Here is a 21,747-nt window from a genome sequence, read left to right as displayed (position 1 = left end):
GTCTTAAGCCTCTTTGGATAACGATCCGAAATATTCTACAACTACCTTACGAAATTCCAGAGCAGCTCGCGAAATATACCGACTCTTGTGCCATATTAAAGCAATTTCCCGTACCAATTCGTGATTCTTTATTTGGAGATATTTGATGTCTTCCCGTGAATTTCTTGCTGTACTTGGTATGAAGGCCAGTCCAATCTCAGCTTCCACAAGAGTGATCAACCTTGCAGGTTCATCCCCCTCATATACATATTTAGGCGTAAATCCAACCGATTGGCACACAGAGTCTATTAAATCCCGAGTTCCATAACCACTCTTAACCCCGACGAACCATTCATCTCTCAGCTCTATCAAAGATACGCTGCTTCGATCTGCCAACCGATGCCCCTTAGGAACCGCTACAAGGATTGGGTCGATAAATACGACTTGGCATTCGATGTCGTCCCCTTCTAAAGGGGGTGAGGACAAGCAGAAATCCACCTCTCCTCTATCCAAAAGTGTAACCATTTCCTTCGTAGTCAGCATCTGCACATGAAATTGAATATCAGGTCGCTTTTTTCGAAACTCGCGAAGGATATTGGGTAATGTACTGGCGGTGGTCACTGCTAATTCAAGCGTGTTATGTTCCGGGTGAGATAAATCGCTAAGCTCCTGCTTCCCCTGCTCCAATTCAAACAAAGCTCTTTCTGCACGGCGAAGGAATCTGCTTCCGAACTCATTCAGACGCAGGTTCCGCCCTACTCGATCGAATAAAGGGACTCCTAGATCCTCCTCCAAGCGCTGTATTGTTTTGCTAAGTGATGATTGAGTAACGTGCAGATTTCGCGCAGCTTCAGTCACATGTTCCAACCGAGCTACCGCGAGAAAATATTGCAGCTGTAGAAGTTCCATTTCGCACCCCATTCATTCCTTTAAGTCAATGAGAATATAACATAAAATGCGTTGGAATGAATAATTAAAATCAAGTAGGATGACATTAATACGCTTTAGGGGGACACAAAATGAGTGCTCGGAATTGGTGGTTAATGATTTCAGTGGGTCTAGGGATACTATTGAACCCATTAAACTCTTCAATGGTTTCTGTTGCTATTCCAAGATTGCAAAATGTATTCCAACTTGACTATACAGGTGTTTCCTGGATTATTTTTTCTTTCTACATCGCTAGTAGCATCGCTCAACCCGTCATGGGAAAGGCCAGCGATTTATTTGGTAGGAGGAAGATATTTCTTACAGGGCTTGTAGTAGCCTTCATTGCCTCATTATTAGCTCCATTCGCACCAAACTTCGCGTGGCTCCTCGTGTTCCGCATTGTGCAAGCCATTGGAACAAGCATGATGGTTGCCGTTGGGATGGCTATAGTGCGAATTCATGTAACGGAAAAACAAGCGACAGCGCTGTCTGTTTTGTCCATCTTCCTATCTGGTGCGGCAGCCATTGGACCCTTTATTGGCGGGGTTATTATACACTGGTGGGGCTGGCCCGCTATCTTTTTCGTCAATATTCCATTTGTGGTAGTGAGCTTTCTATTGTCTTGGAGAAATATCCCTAAGGAAAACTCGTCATTAACCGTTGCACCGGGCATGTCTCTTCGCAAATGGTTCGTTTGGATAGATGGATCAGGGATTCTGCTCTTCACAATGGGTCTTGTTGCCCTGCTCATTGGATTGCTCTCAGCAAAATCATCCGGACACATTGCTTTAGGAAATGTTATTGTTTCACTGATAGGACTCGCTCTGCTAGGGGTGTTCGTACGACATGAGTTAAAAGCGACTTCGCCTTTTATCCCTTTACGCACATTCGCCAAATATCCTGCAATGACATGGGTTAATGTGGAATTCATGCTCGTTAATGTACTCTTTTACTCACTCTTTTTCGGAGTTCCGTCCTACTTGCAAATGGTTCGCCATGTCAGCGAGTATCAAACAGGGATACTTATGCTAACCTTAGGCCTATGCTCTCTAGTTACTTCTCCAATAGCAGGACGATGGATCGATAAATCCGGACCAGGACCGGCACTACTAGTGTCTGCAATATTGATGACTGCGGGATCGGTATGGCTCGTGACATTGAATCAATCTTCACCGGTTATTAGCGTGTGCCTGGCTTTGGCTGCATTCGGGATTAGCAATGGGTTGAATAATGTAGGTATGCAAGCAGCTTTGTTCCAAAGTTCACCCAAGGAAATGATCGGCGTAGCATCCGGTTTATTTAATACTTCAAGATATTTGGGAACCATTCTCTCTTCCTTGTTGATAGGCATCGTAATGAGAGGCAAGTTCAGCTTTGAGGGATTTCAAGTACTTGGGATTATTCTCACGATCATTGCATTGTCTTTGGTATTCATGAGTCGGCGGCGCCGGAAGTCAGGGGAGTTGCAGGAGAGGATAAATTGATTAATTACTCCAAATAGTCCCGCGTATCCGGGTAAGAGTCGAATACATTTTTTATACTTCAAAAACCATAGAACTACCTCAGATGTTGCTTAACTTCGCCTTCAATAAATAGATATTTCTCAGAGAAACGCAAAAAAAAAGCGAGAGCAAGCCCCCGCGTTAAGAAAGTTCCCTATTGCATCATCTTCCGATGGGCAGGTAGTGGGATACAGAAAAGATTCTATGTGGGCGATGGAAATCTCGCAGCTTCAAAGTGGCAACGTTCTGGTCGATCGGTGACGCCTTGTGCATATATTGTGCCAGACAACGCGTTGGCCCTAATACGTATTTGATCACCAGACTGTAATTGAAGTATAGAAGAGACTTCCACGTAAATTGCGTTACCAAAGGAACCAAGACTTACTTCTGAATCTTCAGCAACAACCACTCCGTTTTTCTCAATACGAACAGATGCTTTGAAATCAGCAACTAGATTATTTACGAAGAATATCGATCCGATAATTAAATATATACCATTCTGAATAGGCGTAAATGTTGAGGTTAGTGGGTTAAACTCACCATTTAAATCAAATTCTACAGTTTGGAAGGTGATAACAGTGTCTCCAATTAATTGTTGCTGATCATCTTTATTAACTCTAAATGCCGATACAGGTACAGGCCCCGTTACTCCTGTTGCTCCTGTTGCTCCCGTCACTCCCGTTGCTCCTGTTGCTCCGGTTGCTCCAGTCACTCCCGTTGCTCCCGTTGCTCCTGTCGCTCCAGTTACTCCCGTCACTCCCGTTGCTCCCGTTGCTCCTGTTGCCCCCGTTACTCCGGTTGCTCCAGTCACTCCCGTCAATCCTGTTGTTCCCGTTGCTCCCGTTACTCCTGTCGCTCCCGTCACTCCCGTTGTTCCCGTTGCTCCTGTTGCTCCCGTCACTCCCGTTGCTCCCGTTGCTCCTGTTGCTCCCGTCACTCCCGTTGCTCCTGTTGCTCCAGTCACTCCCGTCAATCCTGTTGTTCCCGTTGCTCCCGTTACTCCTGTCGCTCCAGTCACTCCCGTTGCTCCTGTTGCTCCCGATACTCCGGTTGCTCCCGTTGCTCCTGTCACTCCAGTCACTCCCGTCACTCCGGTTGTTCCCGTTGCACCTGTCGCTCCCGTTGCTCCCGTTACAACTTCAACGCTACCTAAAAGTTCGTCCGATAGAATACGATGGGCTGCTACCAATTCCCGGGATTCATCTTTACCCCATAAGGAAACCTGCGTTTCATTTTCAGCTGGACCTACGATCGTAAACACAAATTCGAAAGCGTCAAATTCTACAGAATAGTTACGAGTGATTACAGTGTTTGTTAGTACTAACATCAATTCTTGAACATATATAGTTCTCGTACCGTTTAAATAAAATCCCTCAATTAAGATCGTTGAATAATCCGCCTCGTTTCGATTATCTATTTTAATCGTAACGAAGCTGGACGGTCTAACACCACCAATGAGATTATTGGAAATGGGACCAGTCGACAAAATTACCATTCCTTTATTCCCTCCTTTCCGAAAGAATTTGAATTCGATTTCGTATCGGTTCATGTTCCCTTTACATAAAAATCCTATATAAGTACTGAAGCGTGATTGAGCGTATTGAGAAAGATCAGTTCTACATTATGGAAGGAATGGTTTACTTTATAGTGTATTATCGACTTTACTAAAATGTCTGTTTGATTGTCCTAAGGAAGATATACTAATAATTTTATTGAAATTCTTTGTTCCTTCCCTTCATTACTTATTTAGTCTTGTATATTAAGCTTAGGTGCAATTCCTAAATTCGTTGTGAAGAGTCTATTAAATAAATCTTAACTACGATACATTTGGAAGCTTCTCCATCCCTCTGTTTCTGTGAATAAATAATCGGGCGGGGGATAGCAAGTAGACAACACTAATCAATCCAAACAAACAGGCACTGACTTGAAAAGGCAGCAATTGATTTCCTGAGCTTCCCAGCCAGCCTCCAATTAGCGGACCAATAACCACCCCTAAACCCTCTATGGAGAACAATAGTCCCCAGCTGATCCCTACAGAATCTTCGGGAATGTAACTGGCCATTAAAGCATTCCAAGAGGGAAGCAAAGCAGCATAAGCACACCCTAGCAGAAGCGAGAGCCCAATGGCGGCGGAGAAGGAATTAATAGAAGTTAAGCCGAACAAGGCAACCGCAAATACGCCGAACCCAATGACAAGGAACCACTTCCCTCCAACTTGATCAAACCATTTTCCCATGGGCACAAGAAATAGAACTACGCCTGCTCCTCCCATAAATAACACGATAGACAGCTGAGAATGGGACAGACCCAGATGCGAAATAGCAAAGCTTGTTAGAAAAGGGACTAGTATCCCGCCCGCTGTAGTCTGCAGCAGCATGCCAGGGACCAGAAATCCTCCCTTTTTTACTTTGTTCCATAGAGATACAAACTGCTCACCTACGGATATATTCACACTCTGCACCGAGACCTTGTTCATCTTTACAAGACCTACCATGATCCAGCCCGCTACAAAAAACAATCCAATGACAGCAAGGGACAGTGACAGCCCACCACCAATTAACAAATTCATCATTACGGGACCCAGACCTAGACCAGCCATCCAGTATACGTACAAGGTTCCCATCTGTTGTGCTCGTTTTTCCTCTGATACCTGGCTCATACATAGGATCCAGATCGGTGAGAATCCAGCACCCAAGCAAGCAGAGGCTACAATAAGCATCCACGGACTATGCGTTGTCACCATCAATAACAGTCCAATGAACCCAAGAAAGAACCCTCCATGAAGCACGGTACGCCCAGGATATTTATCCAAGAGATAGCCGATGAAGCTTTTGATCAAGCTGTCCGTTAAATAGTGTACGGAGACCGCAATGCCAACTACTGACGTTGTAAGCCCCCAGCTCGTGAATATATAAGTGGGTAAGAACGTGATTAGGACAGCCCCTCTTATCCACTCTATAAAAAAGAGAATCATTGCGAGGCGGGTAAACGTCTGCTGTTGTCTTTCTTTGTTCCTAATAATATCCATGAATCGTCTTCGCCTGCCCTTCAACAAGCATGGATTTTGCTGCGGGAACAGAGGGCTGACGCAAATTAATAGCCTCTAAAGCTTCGGTAACGATAGCATCCGAGGCTGATTTCCGCGAAAAGACCTTCATATGCTGTTCCCTTTCATCTCTGTACGCCATATGCTCCAATCGCTGGAGCTGCTCTACTACCTGCTCCTCATTTCGTGCAATCTCTATCAAATGCTGCCCAGATAACCATTCTGCATTGCCTGTCTCCTGACCGGGGAGAGGTCGGTAGACGATAACTGGAAGTGTTTGAGCCATCGCCTCAGTCAAGGTAATCCCGCCAGCCTTGGTCAATAGACAGGAAGCTATGCACATCAGCTCCTGCATTTCTTCGGTATATCCCAAAATGTGAACTCGAGGGTTCTCTTGAAAAAGCTCCCCCGTAGCTTCTCGAAGCTTATGATTATTCCCGCACAATACGATGACATCGAAGCTTGATTGAAGCAGTACTCGTTTTATTAAACCGCCAATGTCACTTAATACGCCGTAAGCTCCTGCCGCTAGTAATAGATATTGACGATTTCCGTTTAACCCATGTTTGCGCAAAAGCGCTTCACGATCCTGAGACTGTTCAAAAGCCTCGCGAATGGGAATCCCACTGACCACAAGCTTCTCTTCAGCGATCCCTGCTGACATCAGAGTCGCCTTCATGCTTTCTGAAGCGATAAAATATTTCGTCGTTCGTGGGTGAAGCCACCTGCCATGAACTACATAATCCGTCATAACCGTGAACAGAGGTGTTCGACTTCCTGTTGTTGAAGCTAGTTCAGCAGCAGCCAAATAAGGAAAGGTATGAATAATAATATCCGGCTGTATCTCGTCGATGATCCTTTGTACTTTTCGTTTGCCCATAGAATGGATGAGTCTACCCATGAACTGCTCTGGTCTCATCTTGCTCGTCATTGTGTACAAGAATCCATAAAATTCTTGCGTATACCCCGTGTTGTTTAAATAGAATCTTCGGGATAGCTCATTCAAGGTAGGGTGGACTGCAGCGAATAGATCCATAGTTGTAATCCTACTAATCCCCCGACGTCTAAATGAATGTTCGATGGCGTCAGCCACTTTCATATGCCCGTCCCCAAATGCCGACGTAACAATAAGTACTTTAGGATCTGTGTTCATGACAAAGCTCCTTTTTCTCACGGCCTCCTTTAACTCTAACTCTGAATCGTAAACTGATAGTGAAGGGATTCTCAACTGAATATTAATTTCAATATTTTATAAAGAGAGACCTCGTCGCAGCCAGTTTTTGCCCACAAAAAAACGATGACCTATGGCAAATAGCCAATAGTCATCGTTGTTGTACGCTTACTATGATTAAATACTACCTCTCGTGCACAATAATCCCTTTAGAAACACGCAGTTTCGGATATTCGCCCATGATTTCCGGTATATCTTTTAGCGAAAACTGATGGCTAATCAACGACTCAATCTGAACGATCCCCTTCTCAATTAACGCAATCGATTCCTCATGTGTATATGGATTAATGAAAGAGCCCATGATGTTCAACTCTTTTGTAAAAATTTCGAATGGTGAGACTTGAATCAACGTGTCCGGGGAAGCAACTCCAAACATTAAGACTTGTCCACCCTTACGCGATGCCTTAACCGCCAGCTCCATGGAATCCGCCCGGCCTACACATTCGATCACAATATCAAATTGATGATGGAGAGCTTCCATCACACCTTCTGCTGCAGGAGATACGGCTTCATCCGCACCTAATTCGACTAATCGGTCATGTTTGAACACTTCTGGCTCACTGACAATAATCCCTTTAACACCCGCAGCCTTGACGAGCTGCAAGAACAATTGACCAATAAAACCTCCGCCGATAATCAGGACTTGGTGTGCCTTACGGATATCCAGCTTCTTATAACCGTGAAGTACACAACCTAAAGGTTCAATCATCGCCCCTTCGATCCAGCTCATTTCATCAGGTAGCAAGTAACAGTTCGCTACAGGAACAACACAATACTCGCCCATGCCACCGTCACGAGTCACCCCAACAGCCTGCAAGTTATCGCATAAATGCACTTTTCCATTCCGGCAAAAATAACAGTTTCCACAATAGATGTTCGGATCAACCGATACACGGTCCCCCACTTGCAAGGTCGCAACCTCATCCCCCACAGCCACTATTTCGCCCGCAAGCTCATGTCCTAACACAATCGGAGCTGTCACCTCCGCAGACCCTGGGTATCCATGATAAATATGCTGATCTGTACCACAGATCCCGCAGCATTTCACACGAAGTTTAACTTCTTTGGAGCCAACAGCCGGAGCTTCCCAGTCCTTAAATTCAATGTGCTTAGTTCCTTGAAATACAGCCGCCTTCATCTTAACTCATCTCCTTAAATCCAAGTTTTTGTTAACCCGCATCATTCATTGCCGTTACACGTAAAGTCTCCCAAGGCAGTGCCCCGGCATCCACATGATGCACACGAACCGTCTTCTCCTCACCCGGAATCAGATCAAAGAAATTATCGTCCATAATCACCCAGGGTGTATCTAGTTCGATCATCACCATCCGGGCAACGCGATCTGAGATCAAGTGGATATGTCCTTTCGCTTCATCCACGGAGATCTGAACATGTGCGGGTTGATAATCCATATCCTTATAGTCTCTTAAATAGAGTACATAATCTTCTGTTAACCGTTTCTTCGAACGAAGTACGACCACAACCTCGCAAGCGCTATGTTGCTGCAGTACCTCAGCTTCAGTTAACTTGGCAAAATTAACTTTACTGTTCGAATCAACGGTAACGTCGAATGCACGCTGATATACAATTGTACCATCCATCCGATAGATCGTTAATTCCGCCTCATCCTGATAAGCTTCACGGCGATCATTGAGAGCCCATAACTGCAGCAGTCCATTCGGATCATGATCCACACATAAGAGTACCGATGCAAAGAATTTACGCGCATAGTGGTAGCTCGCCTTTGGTAAACCATAATAATCGATAACAGACCAGCTTGTTCCCGGCCAGCAATCATTGAACTGCCAGAATAAAGCCCCGCTTGTATCCGGCTTATTACGGCGGTAATGCTCAATGCCATACCTCAATCCCTCTGCCTGGGTCAGCATCGAGAATTGAATATATTCATTGATATCCTTCGGAACTCCTGTATAACCCTCCATGAGCATAATGCCCTTTGGATAATGGACATCTTTATTACGATACTTCATTTCATCGCTATCCCAATAGAACTGATTGTCCGGCATGTTCTTTGCTAAGGTGTAACGATTGGAAGCGGCATGCAACCCGAATTCACTGGCGAATTTCGTGAAGTCTGACTTGAATCGTTTGAACGATATCCCTTCAACACTATAATCCTGTGTCTGCGGTTCACCAAACTGACGCGGCTCATTATTCCCATGCCAGACTTGCCAGTTATGGGTATCGCCCACATCACGTGAATTGTGATCATTGCCGCCAAAAGGCGAGCTAGGCCAAAACGTTCGTGTGGGATCGAGTTGCTCTAGTACTGCGGGCATGAGCTCATGATAAATTTTTTCTCCATAAAAGGGATGTGTGATCTCGCCGTTAGAGGACAGTGCCTCATACAACCAATCATTCTCGTTATTCCCACACCATAGAGCAAGGCTCGTACGACTGCGAAGACGTTTGACGACCTGCTCAATTTCGCGGTGAACATTATTCATGAAATTACGATTGTAATCTGGATACAATGCACAAGCGAACATGAAGTCCTGCCAGATTAAAATTCCTAACCGATCACATTCATCAAAGAAAATATCCCGCTCATAAATGCCTCCACCCCAAGCGCGAATCATATTCATATTGGCATCCTTGGCCATCTGAAGCAGATGTGCATAGCGGCTGTCTGGCACGGTCGCAATAAAGCTATCAATAGGAATCCAATTAGCACCTTTAGCAAAAACTTTTACGCCGTTCAATACAAAAGTGAAAGCATGGTGCCCTTCTTCATCCAGCTGCATCAATTCGATCTTTCGAATCCCAAATGGCTGCTCATAGGTATCTATTTGCTCCCCATCAGCAAATAACGTAATGCGTAGATGATATAAGAAAGGCGTTCCTAGATCATGGGTCCACCATAACTTTGGATCCATCACCTGCAAGGTAACTGAATGATGAAGCGTACGCGCTGTAATCGCCCCGTCAACTGCAATTCCTGAAGCTCTGTCCAAAGCGACATTCGCTTCCGCAACGCGCTCCGTCCCGTCTAATAGTTCCACACGCGCCGTATACGAACATCCGCGATCAAAGGCATGTGCGCATAAATCCACATCAACAACACCTACTTGACCCTCTATCGAAGTTGTACGGGCAAACACATGATCTAAATGTGCATGACGCCGTTTGATCAACTGTACCTCTTTCCAAATCCCTGCACAGACCAGACGTGGACCCCAGTCCCAGCCAAAATGACTCTGCGCTTTACGTGTCCAGATCCGCTTCTTGCTAAAGCCTGACCAATAATATTGGACCTTATCTCCTGCGTTCACATGAATAGGATCAAATTTTACGGCAAGCGTATTCTTCCCTTGATTTAATTCACGGGTTACATCAAATGAATGGCTAATGAACATATTATCTGTTGATCCAAGCTCCACGCCGTTGAGATATACGGTTGCATAGGTATCTAACCCTTCGAATAATAGCTCCATCTTCTCACCAGGTTTAAGATCAGAATCGTATGAAAAGACCGTACGATACCACCATACCTTTTCTTCAATCCAACGGCATTTCTGATCTTGGTGGCCAAAGAAAGGATCATCAATAATACCTTTCTCCCGAAGCGTCGTATGGATATCACCGGGCACTGAGGTGGTCATCCAGAAATAATCAATAAACTCTGGCGATGCAACTTCAAGATCCCGGGCTTCCCCCACATGAAAATCACGAAGTTTCCAGTTTTCAGTTAATTTAATGTTCATTCTCTTCATCCTCTCTCCCAAATTAAAACGCCAAAACCACTTCGGTTTTGACGTTTTATTGTTATACGTATATCAAGCTATCTAAAATTTCTTGTACACTAAGTTCTGCGCAAGCCATTGATGTATCCGCGACTCCGTAATACATTTTAACAACATCGCCTTCCACGAGTGCACCGCAAGAGAATACAACATCGCCGAAGAATCCGTTCTTCTCATAATCCGCTTCCGGCTCCATGATAGGAGCATTGGAGCGCGCAATCACCTTCGAGGGGTCATTTAGATCTAACAAAACTGCTCCCATGCAATAACGATGTTCCAGCGTGGCTCCATGATACAGCTCCAGCCAGCCTTTCTCGGTCTTGAATGGAACCGCACCGCCGCCAATCCGGCCGCTATCCCACATCCCCTCACGCAAACCGATCAGATGCTTATGGTTACCCCAATATAATAAGTTGTCCGATTCTGCGATCCATATTTCCGGATCTCCCGTGCTTTTTGTTGTTGGACGGTGCAATGCATAATATTTGCCGTTAATTTTCTCTGGGAAAATCAATACGTCTTTATTATCCGGCCCAAAGATCATGCCGTGGTGAGTTACATTCACGAAATCTTTAGTTGATACCAGCGATTCTCCAACGCCCACAGGGGAGACTGCCGAGAAATAAATATAGTAGGTATCCCCAATTTGGGTTACCCGAGGATCTTCTACCCCGAAGGTCTCCAGTGAATTGGAAGGGTAAACAAATGGCTTCTCATCCACCGTAAAATGATGTCCATCCTTACTTCGAGCGATTCGGATATAAGATAATGAAGTCAAGTACTGAAATGTAGCACTAGCGGATTTATTCTTAATCACACGCGGATCAGAGAAGTCGAAGCGCTCATCATCTGTATTCAGATCCAAAATATCCAATTCATTGGTCTCCGGATTATAAATCGGAGCTTTCACAATTTTTGGATCCTTGCTAATTGGGCGTTCTGCTACACGGAGAAACATTAATATTTCACCATTATAGCTAGCAATACCGGCATTAAATGCACCAATCACTTCAAAGTCATCGTGATACGGCTTAACGTCCGCCGGTGTAATAAGTGGATTTTGTTCATAACGATAGATTTTCATCTTGTAATAACTCCCTTAACCAAATGGATTTCATACTTATAAAATTTCAAATTGAGCAAAAGGATCAGGGATTGTTGCTCGTTGTGCTTCCGCATCGCTGATTCCTGCATATATATTAGCTGTACCGTCCTCATGACGTACGAGCCCGCCGCTGAACACGACATCCTCCAAATCAGGACGTTTGGCAACGCCTGGCAAGAACTGTTTGCGTACAGCGATTAATTGAATATCCGAGTACTCACCTGTTGCCGGATCGATAGCGAATACCATCGGGTAATAGTGACGATCGCCCGAATCATCAAAAGATGCGATATGCCCAAGAACACCGAGAAGTCCGTTCTTTAGCAAGTGTGCTTCATTCGCACCGCCCCACTCTTCATCAACAAACTGTCCATCCAATAACGGTGTTTCTTCGATCAATGGAATGGATAACGCTTCTAACGATGCAATGCGGGTAAAGCCGATTTTACCGCGTCCTCCTTTATCTCCTTGAGGGCGGGTCAGTACTCCGATGCTATCTTTCAGATCCACTAGGCGTAGATCTTTCATGCCATCCGGTCCTTTAAAAAATGGTTCTAAGCTCGCGATGTTCTTCCCGCGGTAGAATACTGTACGCCACATTAAGGCATCAGCCTTTACCGGATGCGGATAAATTTGAACGCCTCCAACTATCAATTCGCCATTAATTTTCGTGAAAAAAGGATCTTGAAGTTCAAGGGTAGGCGCTCCTTCACGGGGTACCCATTGTCCATCACGTTCGACAAAAAAAACGACATCGGAATGCTCGCTGTCACGGGATTCAACCCGACCCGCAATCACCCACTCACCCTCATCTTGGAATGGAGCTGTAATATTGTAGACATCTTTATGATCTACACCTGTGAATGTTAATTTCTGTGTATTGGTTACGGATACGTCTTTCATCGCGTATTCCATGAGCAGTTGTTCACATGTCTTCACAGCATTCTTGAGCAGTTTCATAATAATAAAGTTCCTCTCTAGTCAAATAATAGCGGCGCACGCATCCATATTGCGGCTTCATTCGGCAACAGAGTTACCAAGTCTGTACCGCTCACTATGTCTCGGCGGCTTGATAATATATTAGTTGCTTGCCCATCCAGCAGCTCACTAGGATCAATCTGTATGCTCTGATTATCGTAATTCAAGGCTACTAGCGCTCTGGTATTGGTTTCTTTCAATGTTCTTACATATAAAATAAGATTGCCTCTGCGTTCCAGTACGTCATAATCCCCGAATTGAAATACATCCTGTGTATTGCGCAAGTGGAGAAGCTTTTTATAATAATGTAATAATGAATTCGGTTGATTGCATTCGGACTCCACGTTTAATTGCTGATAATTTGGGCCCATGCCAATCCATGGTGTACCTGACGTAAACCCGCCATGTAGACTTGCGTTCCATTGCATTGGTGAGCGAGACGCATCTCTTCCCTTTGCATTCGCAATTTTCAGGGCTTCCGCCCGGGTTATCCCCCGCTGTAGTGCGATTTCATATGCCTTCAATCCTTGGATGTCCCGCATATCTTCCAGCTTATGGGCTACGAAATTCCGCATCCCAATCTCTTCACCGAAATATAAGAAAGGTACCCCTTTTGCGGTCAAGGCCAACGTTGCCATAAGGCGGGTCCGTTCTTCCTCAATCTCCGCGTCCCCTTCACCAAAACGCGAAATTACGCGGTCCATATCATGACTACCGAAGAATAACGTTGGAATCTGATCTGCACGGTGCACCTTCTCCATCGTCTTAAGCTCGGCGAACAAATTCTCTGGACTAAATTCCTTCTGGCTTCCCAGATTGAAATTAAAGACCACATCAAACTTACCCGTTCCGCTGTAACGCTTCAGCATGTCCATATCTTCAGAGCCGACTTCACCTACCATGAACATTCCGCTATGCGCATGAACAAACCTGCTAATTTCCTCGATGGCATCCATAATCCCATCTTGATTCTGATCATGTACATGCTTCTGCTCACCCGTTACTTCATCCATCGGGTTATCCGGGAATTGATCGGACACCGATAAGAAGTTGATAACATCTAACCGGAAGCCACTTACGCCTTTGCCCAGCCAATAAGCCATAATATCCTTCATCGCTTCTTTAACTTCGGGATTCGCCCAGTTCAAATCGACCTGTTCTTTCGCAAACCCATGATAGTAATACTGTTCTGTTGCAGCATCCCATTCCCACGCGGTTCCACCAAAAAACGATTCCCAGTTATTAGGTACGCCGCCGTTCACAGCGTCCATCCAAATGTACCAATCCCGCTTCGGGTTCGTCCTTGAAGATCGGGATTCCTTGAACCATGCATGCTCTGAAGACGTATGATTCAGGACAAGATCGGCAATCACTCTGATCCCGCGAGCCTTCGCTTCCTGAATAAACCGTTCGAAATCTTCCATCGTTCCAAAGTCTGGATCAATCTCATAATAATCCGCAATGTCATACCCGTTATCTACTTTTGGAGACTTATAAAACGGCGTTAGCCAAATCCCCCCGATGCCAAGTTCCCGCAAATAATCCAGCTTGGAAGTAAGACCGTAGAAATCACCAATCCCATCCCCGTTACTATCACAGAAGCTTGGCATATACACTTCATAGAATACCGTCCCTTTCCACCACGGCTGTTCCAACCGATAACCCCTCCTGTGCAGACCTATTTCAAGTTAAATTGCATGCCTTCCTGGAACTTCTTGCCGAAAATAATAAACAAAATAATGATTGGCAAGGTGAGCATCACTGCACCGGCATACATCGGACCCGGATACGATTGATACGGACCGAACATCTGAGATAATAAAACGTTCAATGTTAACATGCCGTCACTTCGGACGACGATCATATCCCATAGGAGCTCTGTCCAGCGTTCCATTAGCAGGAATAGGAATACAACGGTCGTAATGGACTTCGACATCGGCATCATAATCTTATACAGGATTTTGAAATCGGATGCCCCATCCAGCTTGGCGGCTTCAATGAAAGCGTCGGGTACCGCCTTAAAGAAGTTGGTGTACATGAAGATCCCCCATAAACTCATCGCCTTGGGAATAATGAGCGCCCAATACGTATCGAACAGTCCTACTTTTTGAATAATCAAAAAGTTAGGGATGATCAGAATGATTGCCGGAAAGAACATATGAAACAACACAAAGTTGTTAATAGAGTCTCTCCCGCGGAATTTCAGCTTCGCCAACGCATAAGCGACCATAATCGCGAACATCATCATTAAGGCTGTAGATACCAGGGAAACGAACACACTGTTAAAGAAGGCGTGAATCCATGGTCTTGTAATCCCGGTCTCACCACCTGTAAATAGCCATTGATACGAGCGCAGCGTAAATTTCGTCGGTATCAGCTTCCGGTCTACCTGTGACCAATCTGCAAGTGAGTTCAATACCATATATAAATAGGGGAATACCATAATCACGAGCAGTACGATCGCAATCAGATAGCGGATCGACAGCCGGAGCTTGATGTTTGAATTAGACCCAACCATTGCGCTTACCCCACATTTCCAGAATTTTTCGGATTACGAATATAGATATAAATGTCGCAACCGCAGCCATAATCGCGATAGCTGATGCGTAACCTGCCTGCAGGTTCTTAAATGCTTGACTGTATATTTCCATTTGCCATGTATTCGTTGCATAGTTCGGTCCGCCGCCTGTTAATTGGTAGACCTCAGTAAAGATACCGAATGTTGCACCAAAGGATAAAATTAAGGTTGTATAAATCGCAGGGTAAAGCAAAGGCAACGTAATTCTCCAGAACCTTTGGCTGTCCTTCACGCCATCAATTGCCGCTGCTTCATATACTTCCTGATCAATGCTTTCTAAACCTGAAGTAAGAATTAACGCATAGTAACCTGTAAATTTCCAAGCCATAATCATCGCAACGACGAACAATGCCGAGAAAGATCCGCCGAGCCAGTCAATATCAAGACCTAACCGATCCCTTAGAAACGTCTGAACAGGACTTGTATGTGACAAAAAACCTTTAACAATAAGGGATGCAACAACCCCTGAGGATAGGTAAGGCAAGAAGAATCCAATAAGAAATACGGTTTTTAATTTAGGTAAGCCTTTTACAATTACCGCTACAAAAAGCGACATGGCTGTGACAATCGGTACAAATACGATCATAAATTTGTACGTTACCCAAAATGCCGATCTTACCCCTGGTGTGCCTAATGCTTTGGTAAAGTTCTTGAATCCTACAAAATCATAAGTTGGTGAAATCAAGTCCCAGTTAGTAAAAGACAAATATAGAGACCAAATAAGCGGGCCCAAGAAAAACACAGTCGAAAAAATAAGGTAAGGGCTGGCAAAAAGCCAGCCTAACCGATTATTATTTTTTTCAATCATTATTGAAGTTCCCCTTCAATCGCCTTCTTCATATTGTCCCAACCCGTTTTTGGATCAATCTCACCACGAACGATTTTGTTAAAGGCCTCTTGACCAATAAAGGTTTGCAATTCGTTGAATTTTGGATTGTCCATGGATGGAACAGCATTCGGGATTGCTTTTGCATACTCTTGCAATACAGGCGTTTTTTCAAATACAGGTTTAAATGCTTCATTCGTACCTACATCATCACGTGCTGGAGGCAAGTTCGTTTCTTGGAAAAAGGCAACATCGTTTTGAACATCCGAGTATACCCACTTGATGAATTCTATTGCAGCAGCCTGTTGCTCTGGGCTTGCCGATGCGTAGATAACAATTCCTTTAGCATCCGCAAAAGTTTTCGCATTTGCTGGATCCATACCGTCCGGAACAGGAGGCAATGTGACTTCAAAGTTCTTTTTGTACTCAAGTTCCGGATATTTCTCAGCCCACATGTTAAATGTCCAAGGACCGACATCCGTAAATACACCCACGCCATTTTCGAAAGGTTCCGTTACGTTCTGAGTCAAGAGCCCTTTCTCCTTACGAAGATTGTCCACGTAAGAAAGTACGTCTACACCAGCTTTTTCATCGCCAACAAATTGGCTACCCTCAATGAATTTGTTACCATCAGATGCTGCATTGTACAACATAAAGAAGTCGAACCATCTTTTCCATGATGTAGGATCTGCTAAGTCTGGTTTCGCCCAAAGATATTTATCCGGGTATTTTGCTTTTAATTTTTTCGTTGCCTCAATCACTTCACTGTATGTTCTCGGAATTTCGTTCACACCAGCTTCTTTCAAGATATCCGTTCTCCATCCGAACATCATCGCATTCGAGTAGATTGGAAGAACATATTGATGACCATCCGCAAATTCCCAAGGCTCAATCGTTTTGGACATATTACGTTTTGTCACAATATCATCGAAGCCTGCTATTGTATCCAAAGGAACTAACGCTTTACTGTTCGCAAGTTGTGCTGCAAAACCACGGCTAATATTCTCAGTCATCGTCGGAGCGCTTCCACCCGCGATTGCGGCTTGGATACTTGCCTCAGAAGTAGGGGACTCCTTGATCGCACTTACGTTAATTTTCACCTTAGGGTTAACAGTCTCGTACTCTTTGGCGATTTTCTGCCAATATGCTTGTTGAGTCGGGTTAGGTGCAGCCCAGAACTCAATAGTTGTTACTCCATCTGCTGAAGTGCCTGAATTACTGCTCTTTGATCCACAACCGGCAAGAATCGTGAATACAAGCGTAAGTGCAAGCATTACTGAAAGCTTCTTCTTCATAAAATAAACCCTCCCTGAGTATCGATGCACATCAGTGCAGCATTTTGTAATTCCTCGATATAATTTTGTAACGTTACAAAATCAGATGAATATATACCTGTAAGCGACTTTGTAAGCGTTACAATTGCTATTATTATAGTTTTTAGCGAAAATGTCAACCTGTTGTTCGAATATTAATGAAAAAGACACAATTAATCACATTACAAATTAACTTTACTTAAATGGTTTGTAATGTTAAAATAATTTATAGTTGTAATGTAGTTTTACAGCATAATCTTTAGTATTATGAGAGACAGTATGGAAGAATATTCATTACACTTCTAATTAGAAAGGACGTATCTTCGCATGAAGGTGAAGGTAACAATGCAAGATATCGCCGATCGATTGAATATATCGAAGAACTCTGTTTCTCAGGCTCTGTCCGGTAAAGACGGTGTGAGTGAGGAAACGAGACAGTTAATTATCGATACTGCGAATGAAATGGGTTACACCTATTCGCGAGGGCGCAAAAGCACAGAAGAAGAAGCTGGAACCTTTGTCATTTTGGCATCAGAATTTGCATTTTCCAAACGTAACTTTTTCGGAGAAATTTATTTGAGTATTGAGAAGGAAGCAGCGAAGCGAAATAAGCGTATGGTTATTCAATCTATTGATCATCACGCTTCCGAACAATTGATTCTGCCTCCTATATTATTTGATCCTTCCGTAGAAGGAATCTTGATTCTGTCCCATATTACGACCCCATATATTCAAGCAGTGACGGGCACAGGGATTCCCACCGTGTTAATTGATCACCATCACCCTGATCTTAAGGCCGATAGTATTCTTACCAATAATCGTTATGCCGCTTATACAGCGGTGCAGCATTTAATTGAATTGGGACATACCCGTATTGGCTTCATCGGCAATATTCAATTCTCACCAAGCTATTACGAGCGTTTAGAAGGTTATCGCCTGGCTCTATACCAATCTGCCATTGAATACAACCCAATATGGGTGTTCGATCGTGCCATTGAAGAAATGGATGATGTGTTCAACGCTGTACAAAAGTTGGATAAGCAGCCTACGGCTTGGTTCTGTGTCAATGACGGCTTTGGGTTCTTGATCAATTCCGTGATGTACAAGCTTGGGTATCAGATCCCCCAAGATGTATCTATTGTGAGCTTTGATAATGGACAGTTATCGCGGATAACAACTCCTTTGACTACAACGATGGATGTAGATTTGTCTTACTTTGGACGAAAAGCTATAGAACAACTCTTCTGGCGCATTGATCATCCCGAGGAGCCTTTTATAGAAGTTCTCCTTCCTACCCATCTGATCATTCGGGAATCCACACAACATCCAAATACATAATCAGTTCATATAGACAGGAATGTTGTATGGAGAATAAATACACGCACATCACAAAAAGGGAGCGTCCCACAAGCCATGAAATGGCTGTGGAACTCTCCCTTTAGTTTCAGATTAGGATGTATGTTGACGCTCGTTGTGGTCACTACGTGAATGGACCGTTGTTCCATTCATCCTACTACCAATATCCTCGGATTCCGGTCTGCATGCGGATCAAAGCTTCTAAATAATAATAATCTCCCCAAATCATATGGCCATCAGGCACGCGTCCGCCTCTGACATGATAGGAGCCATGCTTTAGAAGTCCCTCCGCCTCTGGATCTCCAGATGTCGCATAATGTTCCAGCAGAGATTTCATGCTGCGGAGTAGTGCCTCTTCATAAATAACCCGGTCCGGGTCATCTGCGTCCAGAATGTCCAGCAGTTCCAAGAGGCCGGAAGCCGCGATCGCAGAAGCTGAGCTGTCACGAGGGGGACTCGCTTCCACCGGCACATCAAAATCCCAATATGCCACATTATCCTCTGGAAGATGGCTGATAAAGTAATGAGCCAAACTTTTAGAGGTATTAAGAAAGTCTTCCTCTCGTGTATAACGATAAGCCAGGGCAAATCCGTATATTCCCCACGCTTGACCACGTGTCCAGGTCGATCCATCCTCATAGCCTTGATGTGTTCCTCCACGAATTGCACTTCCTGTAGCTGGATCAAAGTAAAAAGTATGATAAGAGGAAGCATCCCCGCGCACAAGAAATTTCCGGCTCTTTAACGCATGTTCGAGTGCTATATCATAATAGCGATTGTCCCCCGTTTCCTCCGCAGCCCAGAACAGCAGAGGCAAATTCATCAAACAGTCAATAATGATACGTCCCGCATTCTCGGGGTCACTCTCTAAACCCCAGGCCTGGAGGATTCCAGCGTTTTCACGCCAGCGCTTACATAGTGTATCCGCAGCTTGTAGACCGACAGCTCGGGCTTCTTCGCTGCCTGTTATTTTCCACTCTGCTACTGCAGTCAGTGAGTACAAAAAGCCAATATCATGATGGTCTAAAGCGATGTGCTGATCCAAACGATGCTTGAAGTCCCCTAGCCATGAGGCTGCCGCCTCCTTAAAGAATGAATCTTTACCATATTCGTAGGCAAGCCACATCATGCCCACATAGAATCCCTCTATCCAATCATCATTGTCTCCCCATTCGTACTGTTGCCCCTCGGCGATATGGGGCAGTTTGCCCGGATGGTTAGTAATGTTACTCCCAATTTTGTGAATCGCATCCTCAATGGCCTTAGTCCACATCTTTGTTGCTCCTTTCCAATAAATCAACAGTATGCAAAAGTGCATCGTTACTAGGATCGTATACAGCAATCCTTCCGTCTGACTGCCACTGAATAAGCGGCGGCGAAGCCAGACTGGCCTGATTCTCCGGAGTATTCGTTGCTCCAAAGACAGCAGATATCAGTACCTGATCTCCCGGCTCCAATCTGGAGATCAAGCTCGGAAGAAACGTCCGAGGCTTCAGCAGATTAGTATTCGGTTCGGGTAGCACGCATTCTCCCCGGTCAAAACCGCTTAGCATATGTATGGCACTGATTCCCCAGGGCAATTGCACCGAGACAGCAGTGTTAGATACATGAATGATTTCCCGATCACTGCGTGAGAAGCCAGCAGACTGGCCAATGGCAAATCCACCCTCCGCTACGTCGAGACACCGGGCGCTATGAATGCTGTGAATACGGACATGCCACAGACCCGCTGGAATAATCCATGTCTTCACATGTACATCGCTCCAGGGATGCCAGCGTGAATATACATAATTCTCTCCAATTTCCCACGTCTCGCAGAATCTGCGTACCCGGTAATGTTCATCGCATTCACACAATGCTAATGTAGAGTCGTAAGCGCCTTGAACTAAGCCATAACCCGCCTTCGGCACACTGAATCCGAACAGCGTGGAGTAAGCAAACTTGGAATATTTAGCTGCGCTATGGGCCATATCAAAGTTAGCCATCTGACCAGAGGTATAGGCAATAACATGCTTATTTCCTTCCGGACGACTCACCAGCATACGTGCCTCTTCGAGTGGTAACATCTCTTTCAATACAGGCAGTGGTTCTTCTTCCGCTTGCCAAAAAGGATGATCGTCCGGCAAGGCAAGAATAAGCATAGCTTTAAAGGCCCAATACGGTGATCCGGGGGCATTGTAGTTCTCCGTCATTACCAGATTCGGGTAAGCATATCCGATACTTAGTAATCCGTCTATTCCCACAATAGGCTTCTCAAACCACCAACGAAAATGACGCATTATAATTCCTTTGAGAACGCCATATGAAAAAGGAAGGACCTCAGCATACACCAGCGCACTCCAGAAAGAGACCTGCGCAAAACGATAGGTCAGACTACGTCCGAAAGGAATCGCACTTCCGTCCTCAGCAAACCAATACATAAAATCTTTGGCAAATTGCGCGGATCTTTCCCGGTAAACTGCAGCCCTCTGAGGATCATCATCCGCCATCAATTTAGCATATATCAGCGTATAATAATGCATAGCAAAAGCTATATAATAGTCTCTCTGATCGGTCAGCCCATCGGAATACCAGCCATCACTCAAGTAGTAGGTATCAATCTTCTCCAAATAATGATTCATTATCTCTTGATCGTAGGGCAATCCGACTTTCTTAAAGCCCACATTCACAAGAACCGTGAACATCAGCCAGTTATTCGGGTTCGAACGATCCACATGATTGATCTGGTTCAACCAGTTATATACCTGCATTTTCTGAACATCACTCAGCGGCTCCCACAGCTTATGCGGCGCAAGAGCAAGCCCCAGTCCCAGCACAGCTTGTTCCACCATACGCTGGTCTTTGGTTGAGAATTCACCCCAGTATTCTTCATGTTCAGGGTCAGTCCCATTGACGATCCCCTCGAGGAACTTCGGCCAAAGCGCACTCTCCCCTCCCCCGCTGGCATGGGGAACAAGCCCCCATAACGGACGAGCGAAGGCTTCCATAAGTGCGGTAGCTTCATTGTATATTGATCCTGTAGCTCCCATATCGATTCCTGCACATCCAGAAGTAAATCGACTATCCAGCGGAGCATATAGGTCATTTAAGAACATTTGTAATTCATTTTTAGTACCCTTCAGTTCCACAGTAATGGCTCCTC

Annotated in this window: 16 protein-coding genes; 2 read left to right on the top strand and 14 right to left on the bottom strand. The window is 44.8% G+C overall.

The window, feature by feature from the left end; genetic code table 11:
• Positions 1–3: 3 nt before the first annotated feature.
• On the bottom strand, positions 4–888 hold the full coding sequence (locus MKX60_RS11870; RefSeq protein WP_042190664.1) for a LysR family transcriptional regulator: 885 nt from the start codon (positions 886–888) through the stop codon (positions 4–6).
• A 110-nt stretch (positions 889–998) separates the two neighbouring features.
• Between MKX60_RS11870 and MKX60_RS11865 the strand changes: the two genes are divergently transcribed.
• Positions 999–2,390, top strand: a complete 1,392-nt coding sequence (locus MKX60_RS11865) for an MFS transporter (RefSeq protein WP_341059880.1) — start codon at positions 999–1,001, stop codon at positions 2,388–2,390.
• Between the two features lie 220 nt (positions 2,391–2,610).
• Here the strand turns inward: MKX60_RS11865 and MKX60_RS11860 are convergent, their stop codons facing one another.
• The 11 genes from MKX60_RS11860 to MKX60_RS11810 form a co-directional block, all read right to left on the bottom strand.
• The gene (locus MKX60_RS11860) at positions 2,611–3,903 is read right to left on the bottom strand and encodes a C1q-like domain-containing protein (RefSeq protein ID WP_341059878.1); all 1,293 of its coding nucleotides are present in this window, start codon (positions 3,901–3,903) and stop codon (positions 2,611–2,613) included.
• Positions 3,904–4,224: 321 nt separating this feature from the next.
• Complete coding sequence (locus tag MKX60_RS11855) at positions 4,225–5,436, bottom strand: MFS transporter (RefSeq protein WP_341059876.1); 1,212 nt, start codon at positions 5,434–5,436, stop codon at positions 4,225–4,227.
• Complete coding sequence (locus MKX60_RS11850; RefSeq protein WP_341059874.1) at positions 5,423–6,607, bottom strand: MGDG synthase family glycosyltransferase; 1,185 nt, start codon at positions 6,605–6,607, stop codon at positions 5,423–5,425. Before MKX60_RS11850 ends, MKX60_RS11855 begins: the two co-directional genes overlap by 14 nt.
• A gap of 202 nt (positions 6,608–6,809) precedes the next feature.
• A complete protein-coding gene (locus tag MKX60_RS11845) occupies positions 6,810–7,823 on the bottom strand; it encodes a zinc-dependent alcohol dehydrogenase family protein (RefSeq protein ID WP_341059872.1) in 1,014 nt (337 codons plus the stop codon).
• Positions 7,824–7,854: 31 nt separating this feature from the next.
• On the bottom strand, positions 7,855–10,404 hold the full coding sequence (locus MKX60_RS11840) for a beta-mannosidase (RefSeq protein ID WP_341060300.1): 2,550 nt from the start codon (positions 10,402–10,404) through the stop codon (positions 7,855–7,857).
• A gap of 67 nt (positions 10,405–10,471) precedes the next feature.
• Entirely contained in the window at positions 10,472–11,533 is a 1,062-nt protein-coding gene (locus MKX60_RS11835; RefSeq protein WP_042190695.1) for a BtaManbiosPhlase, read from the bottom strand.
• A gap of 36 nt (positions 11,534–11,569) precedes the next feature.
• On the bottom strand, positions 11,570–12,514 hold the full coding sequence (locus MKX60_RS11830; RefSeq protein ID WP_445670748.1) for an MTP-1 family protein: 945 nt from the start codon (positions 12,512–12,514) through the stop codon (positions 11,570–11,572).
• Between the two features lie 17 nt (positions 12,515–12,531).
• The gene (locus tag MKX60_RS11825; protein ID WP_341059869.1) at positions 12,532–14,187 is read right to left on the bottom strand and encodes an alpha-glucosidase; all 1,656 of its coding nucleotides are present in this window, start codon (positions 14,185–14,187) and stop codon (positions 12,532–12,534) included.
• Positions 14,188–14,210: 23 nt separating this feature from the next.
• Positions 14,211–15,050: a carbohydrate ABC transporter permease gene (locus MKX60_RS11820; protein ID WP_076284699.1), complete on the bottom strand. Its 840-nt coding sequence runs from the start codon at positions 15,048–15,050 to the stop codon at positions 14,211–14,213.
• Positions 15,037–15,915 (bottom strand): carbohydrate ABC transporter permease, encoded by an 879-nt coding sequence (locus tag MKX60_RS11815; RefSeq protein ID WP_179085781.1) that lies wholly within the window; start codon positions 15,913–15,915, stop codon positions 15,037–15,039. Before MKX60_RS11815 ends, MKX60_RS11820 begins: the two co-directional genes overlap by 14 nt.
• A 2-nt stretch (positions 15,916–15,917) precedes the next feature.
• Entirely contained in the window at positions 15,918–17,231 is a 1,314-nt protein-coding gene (locus tag MKX60_RS11810) for an ABC transporter substrate-binding protein (RefSeq protein WP_076300769.1), read from the bottom strand.
• A 345-nt stretch (positions 17,232–17,576) separates the two neighbouring features.
• On the opposite strand from MKX60_RS11810, the gene MKX60_RS11805 reads away from it, so the two are divergent.
• Complete coding sequence (locus MKX60_RS11805) at positions 17,577–18,587, top strand: LacI family DNA-binding transcriptional regulator (RefSeq protein ID WP_076284701.1); 1,011 nt, start codon at positions 17,577–17,579, stop codon at positions 18,585–18,587.
• Positions 18,588–18,762: 175 nt separating this feature from the next.
• Here MKX60_RS11805 and MKX60_RS11800 read toward each other — a convergent pair whose 3' ends face one another.
• Positions 18,763–19,878 carry a glycoside hydrolase family 88 protein gene (locus MKX60_RS11800; RefSeq protein ID WP_341059867.1) on the bottom strand — a complete coding sequence of 372 codons (1,116 nt, stop codon included), beginning with the start codon at positions 19,876–19,878 and terminating at the stop codon, positions 18,763–18,765.
• The gene (locus MKX60_RS11795; protein WP_341059865.1) at positions 19,868–21,733 is read right to left on the bottom strand and encodes a DUF2264 domain-containing protein; all 1,866 of its coding nucleotides are present in this window, start codon (positions 21,731–21,733) and stop codon (positions 19,868–19,870) included. Before MKX60_RS11795 ends, MKX60_RS11800 begins: the two co-directional genes overlap by 11 nt.
• Positions 21,734–21,747: the final 14 nt, after the last annotated feature.

Source organism: Paenibacillus sp. FSL R5-0914 (genome assembly GCF_038004525.1).
In the GTDB taxonomy this organism is placed as follows: domain Bacteria; phylum Bacillota; class Bacilli; order Paenibacillales; family Paenibacillaceae; genus Paenibacillus_AQ.
This window is presented reverse-complemented; position numbering and strand designations above follow the sequence as displayed.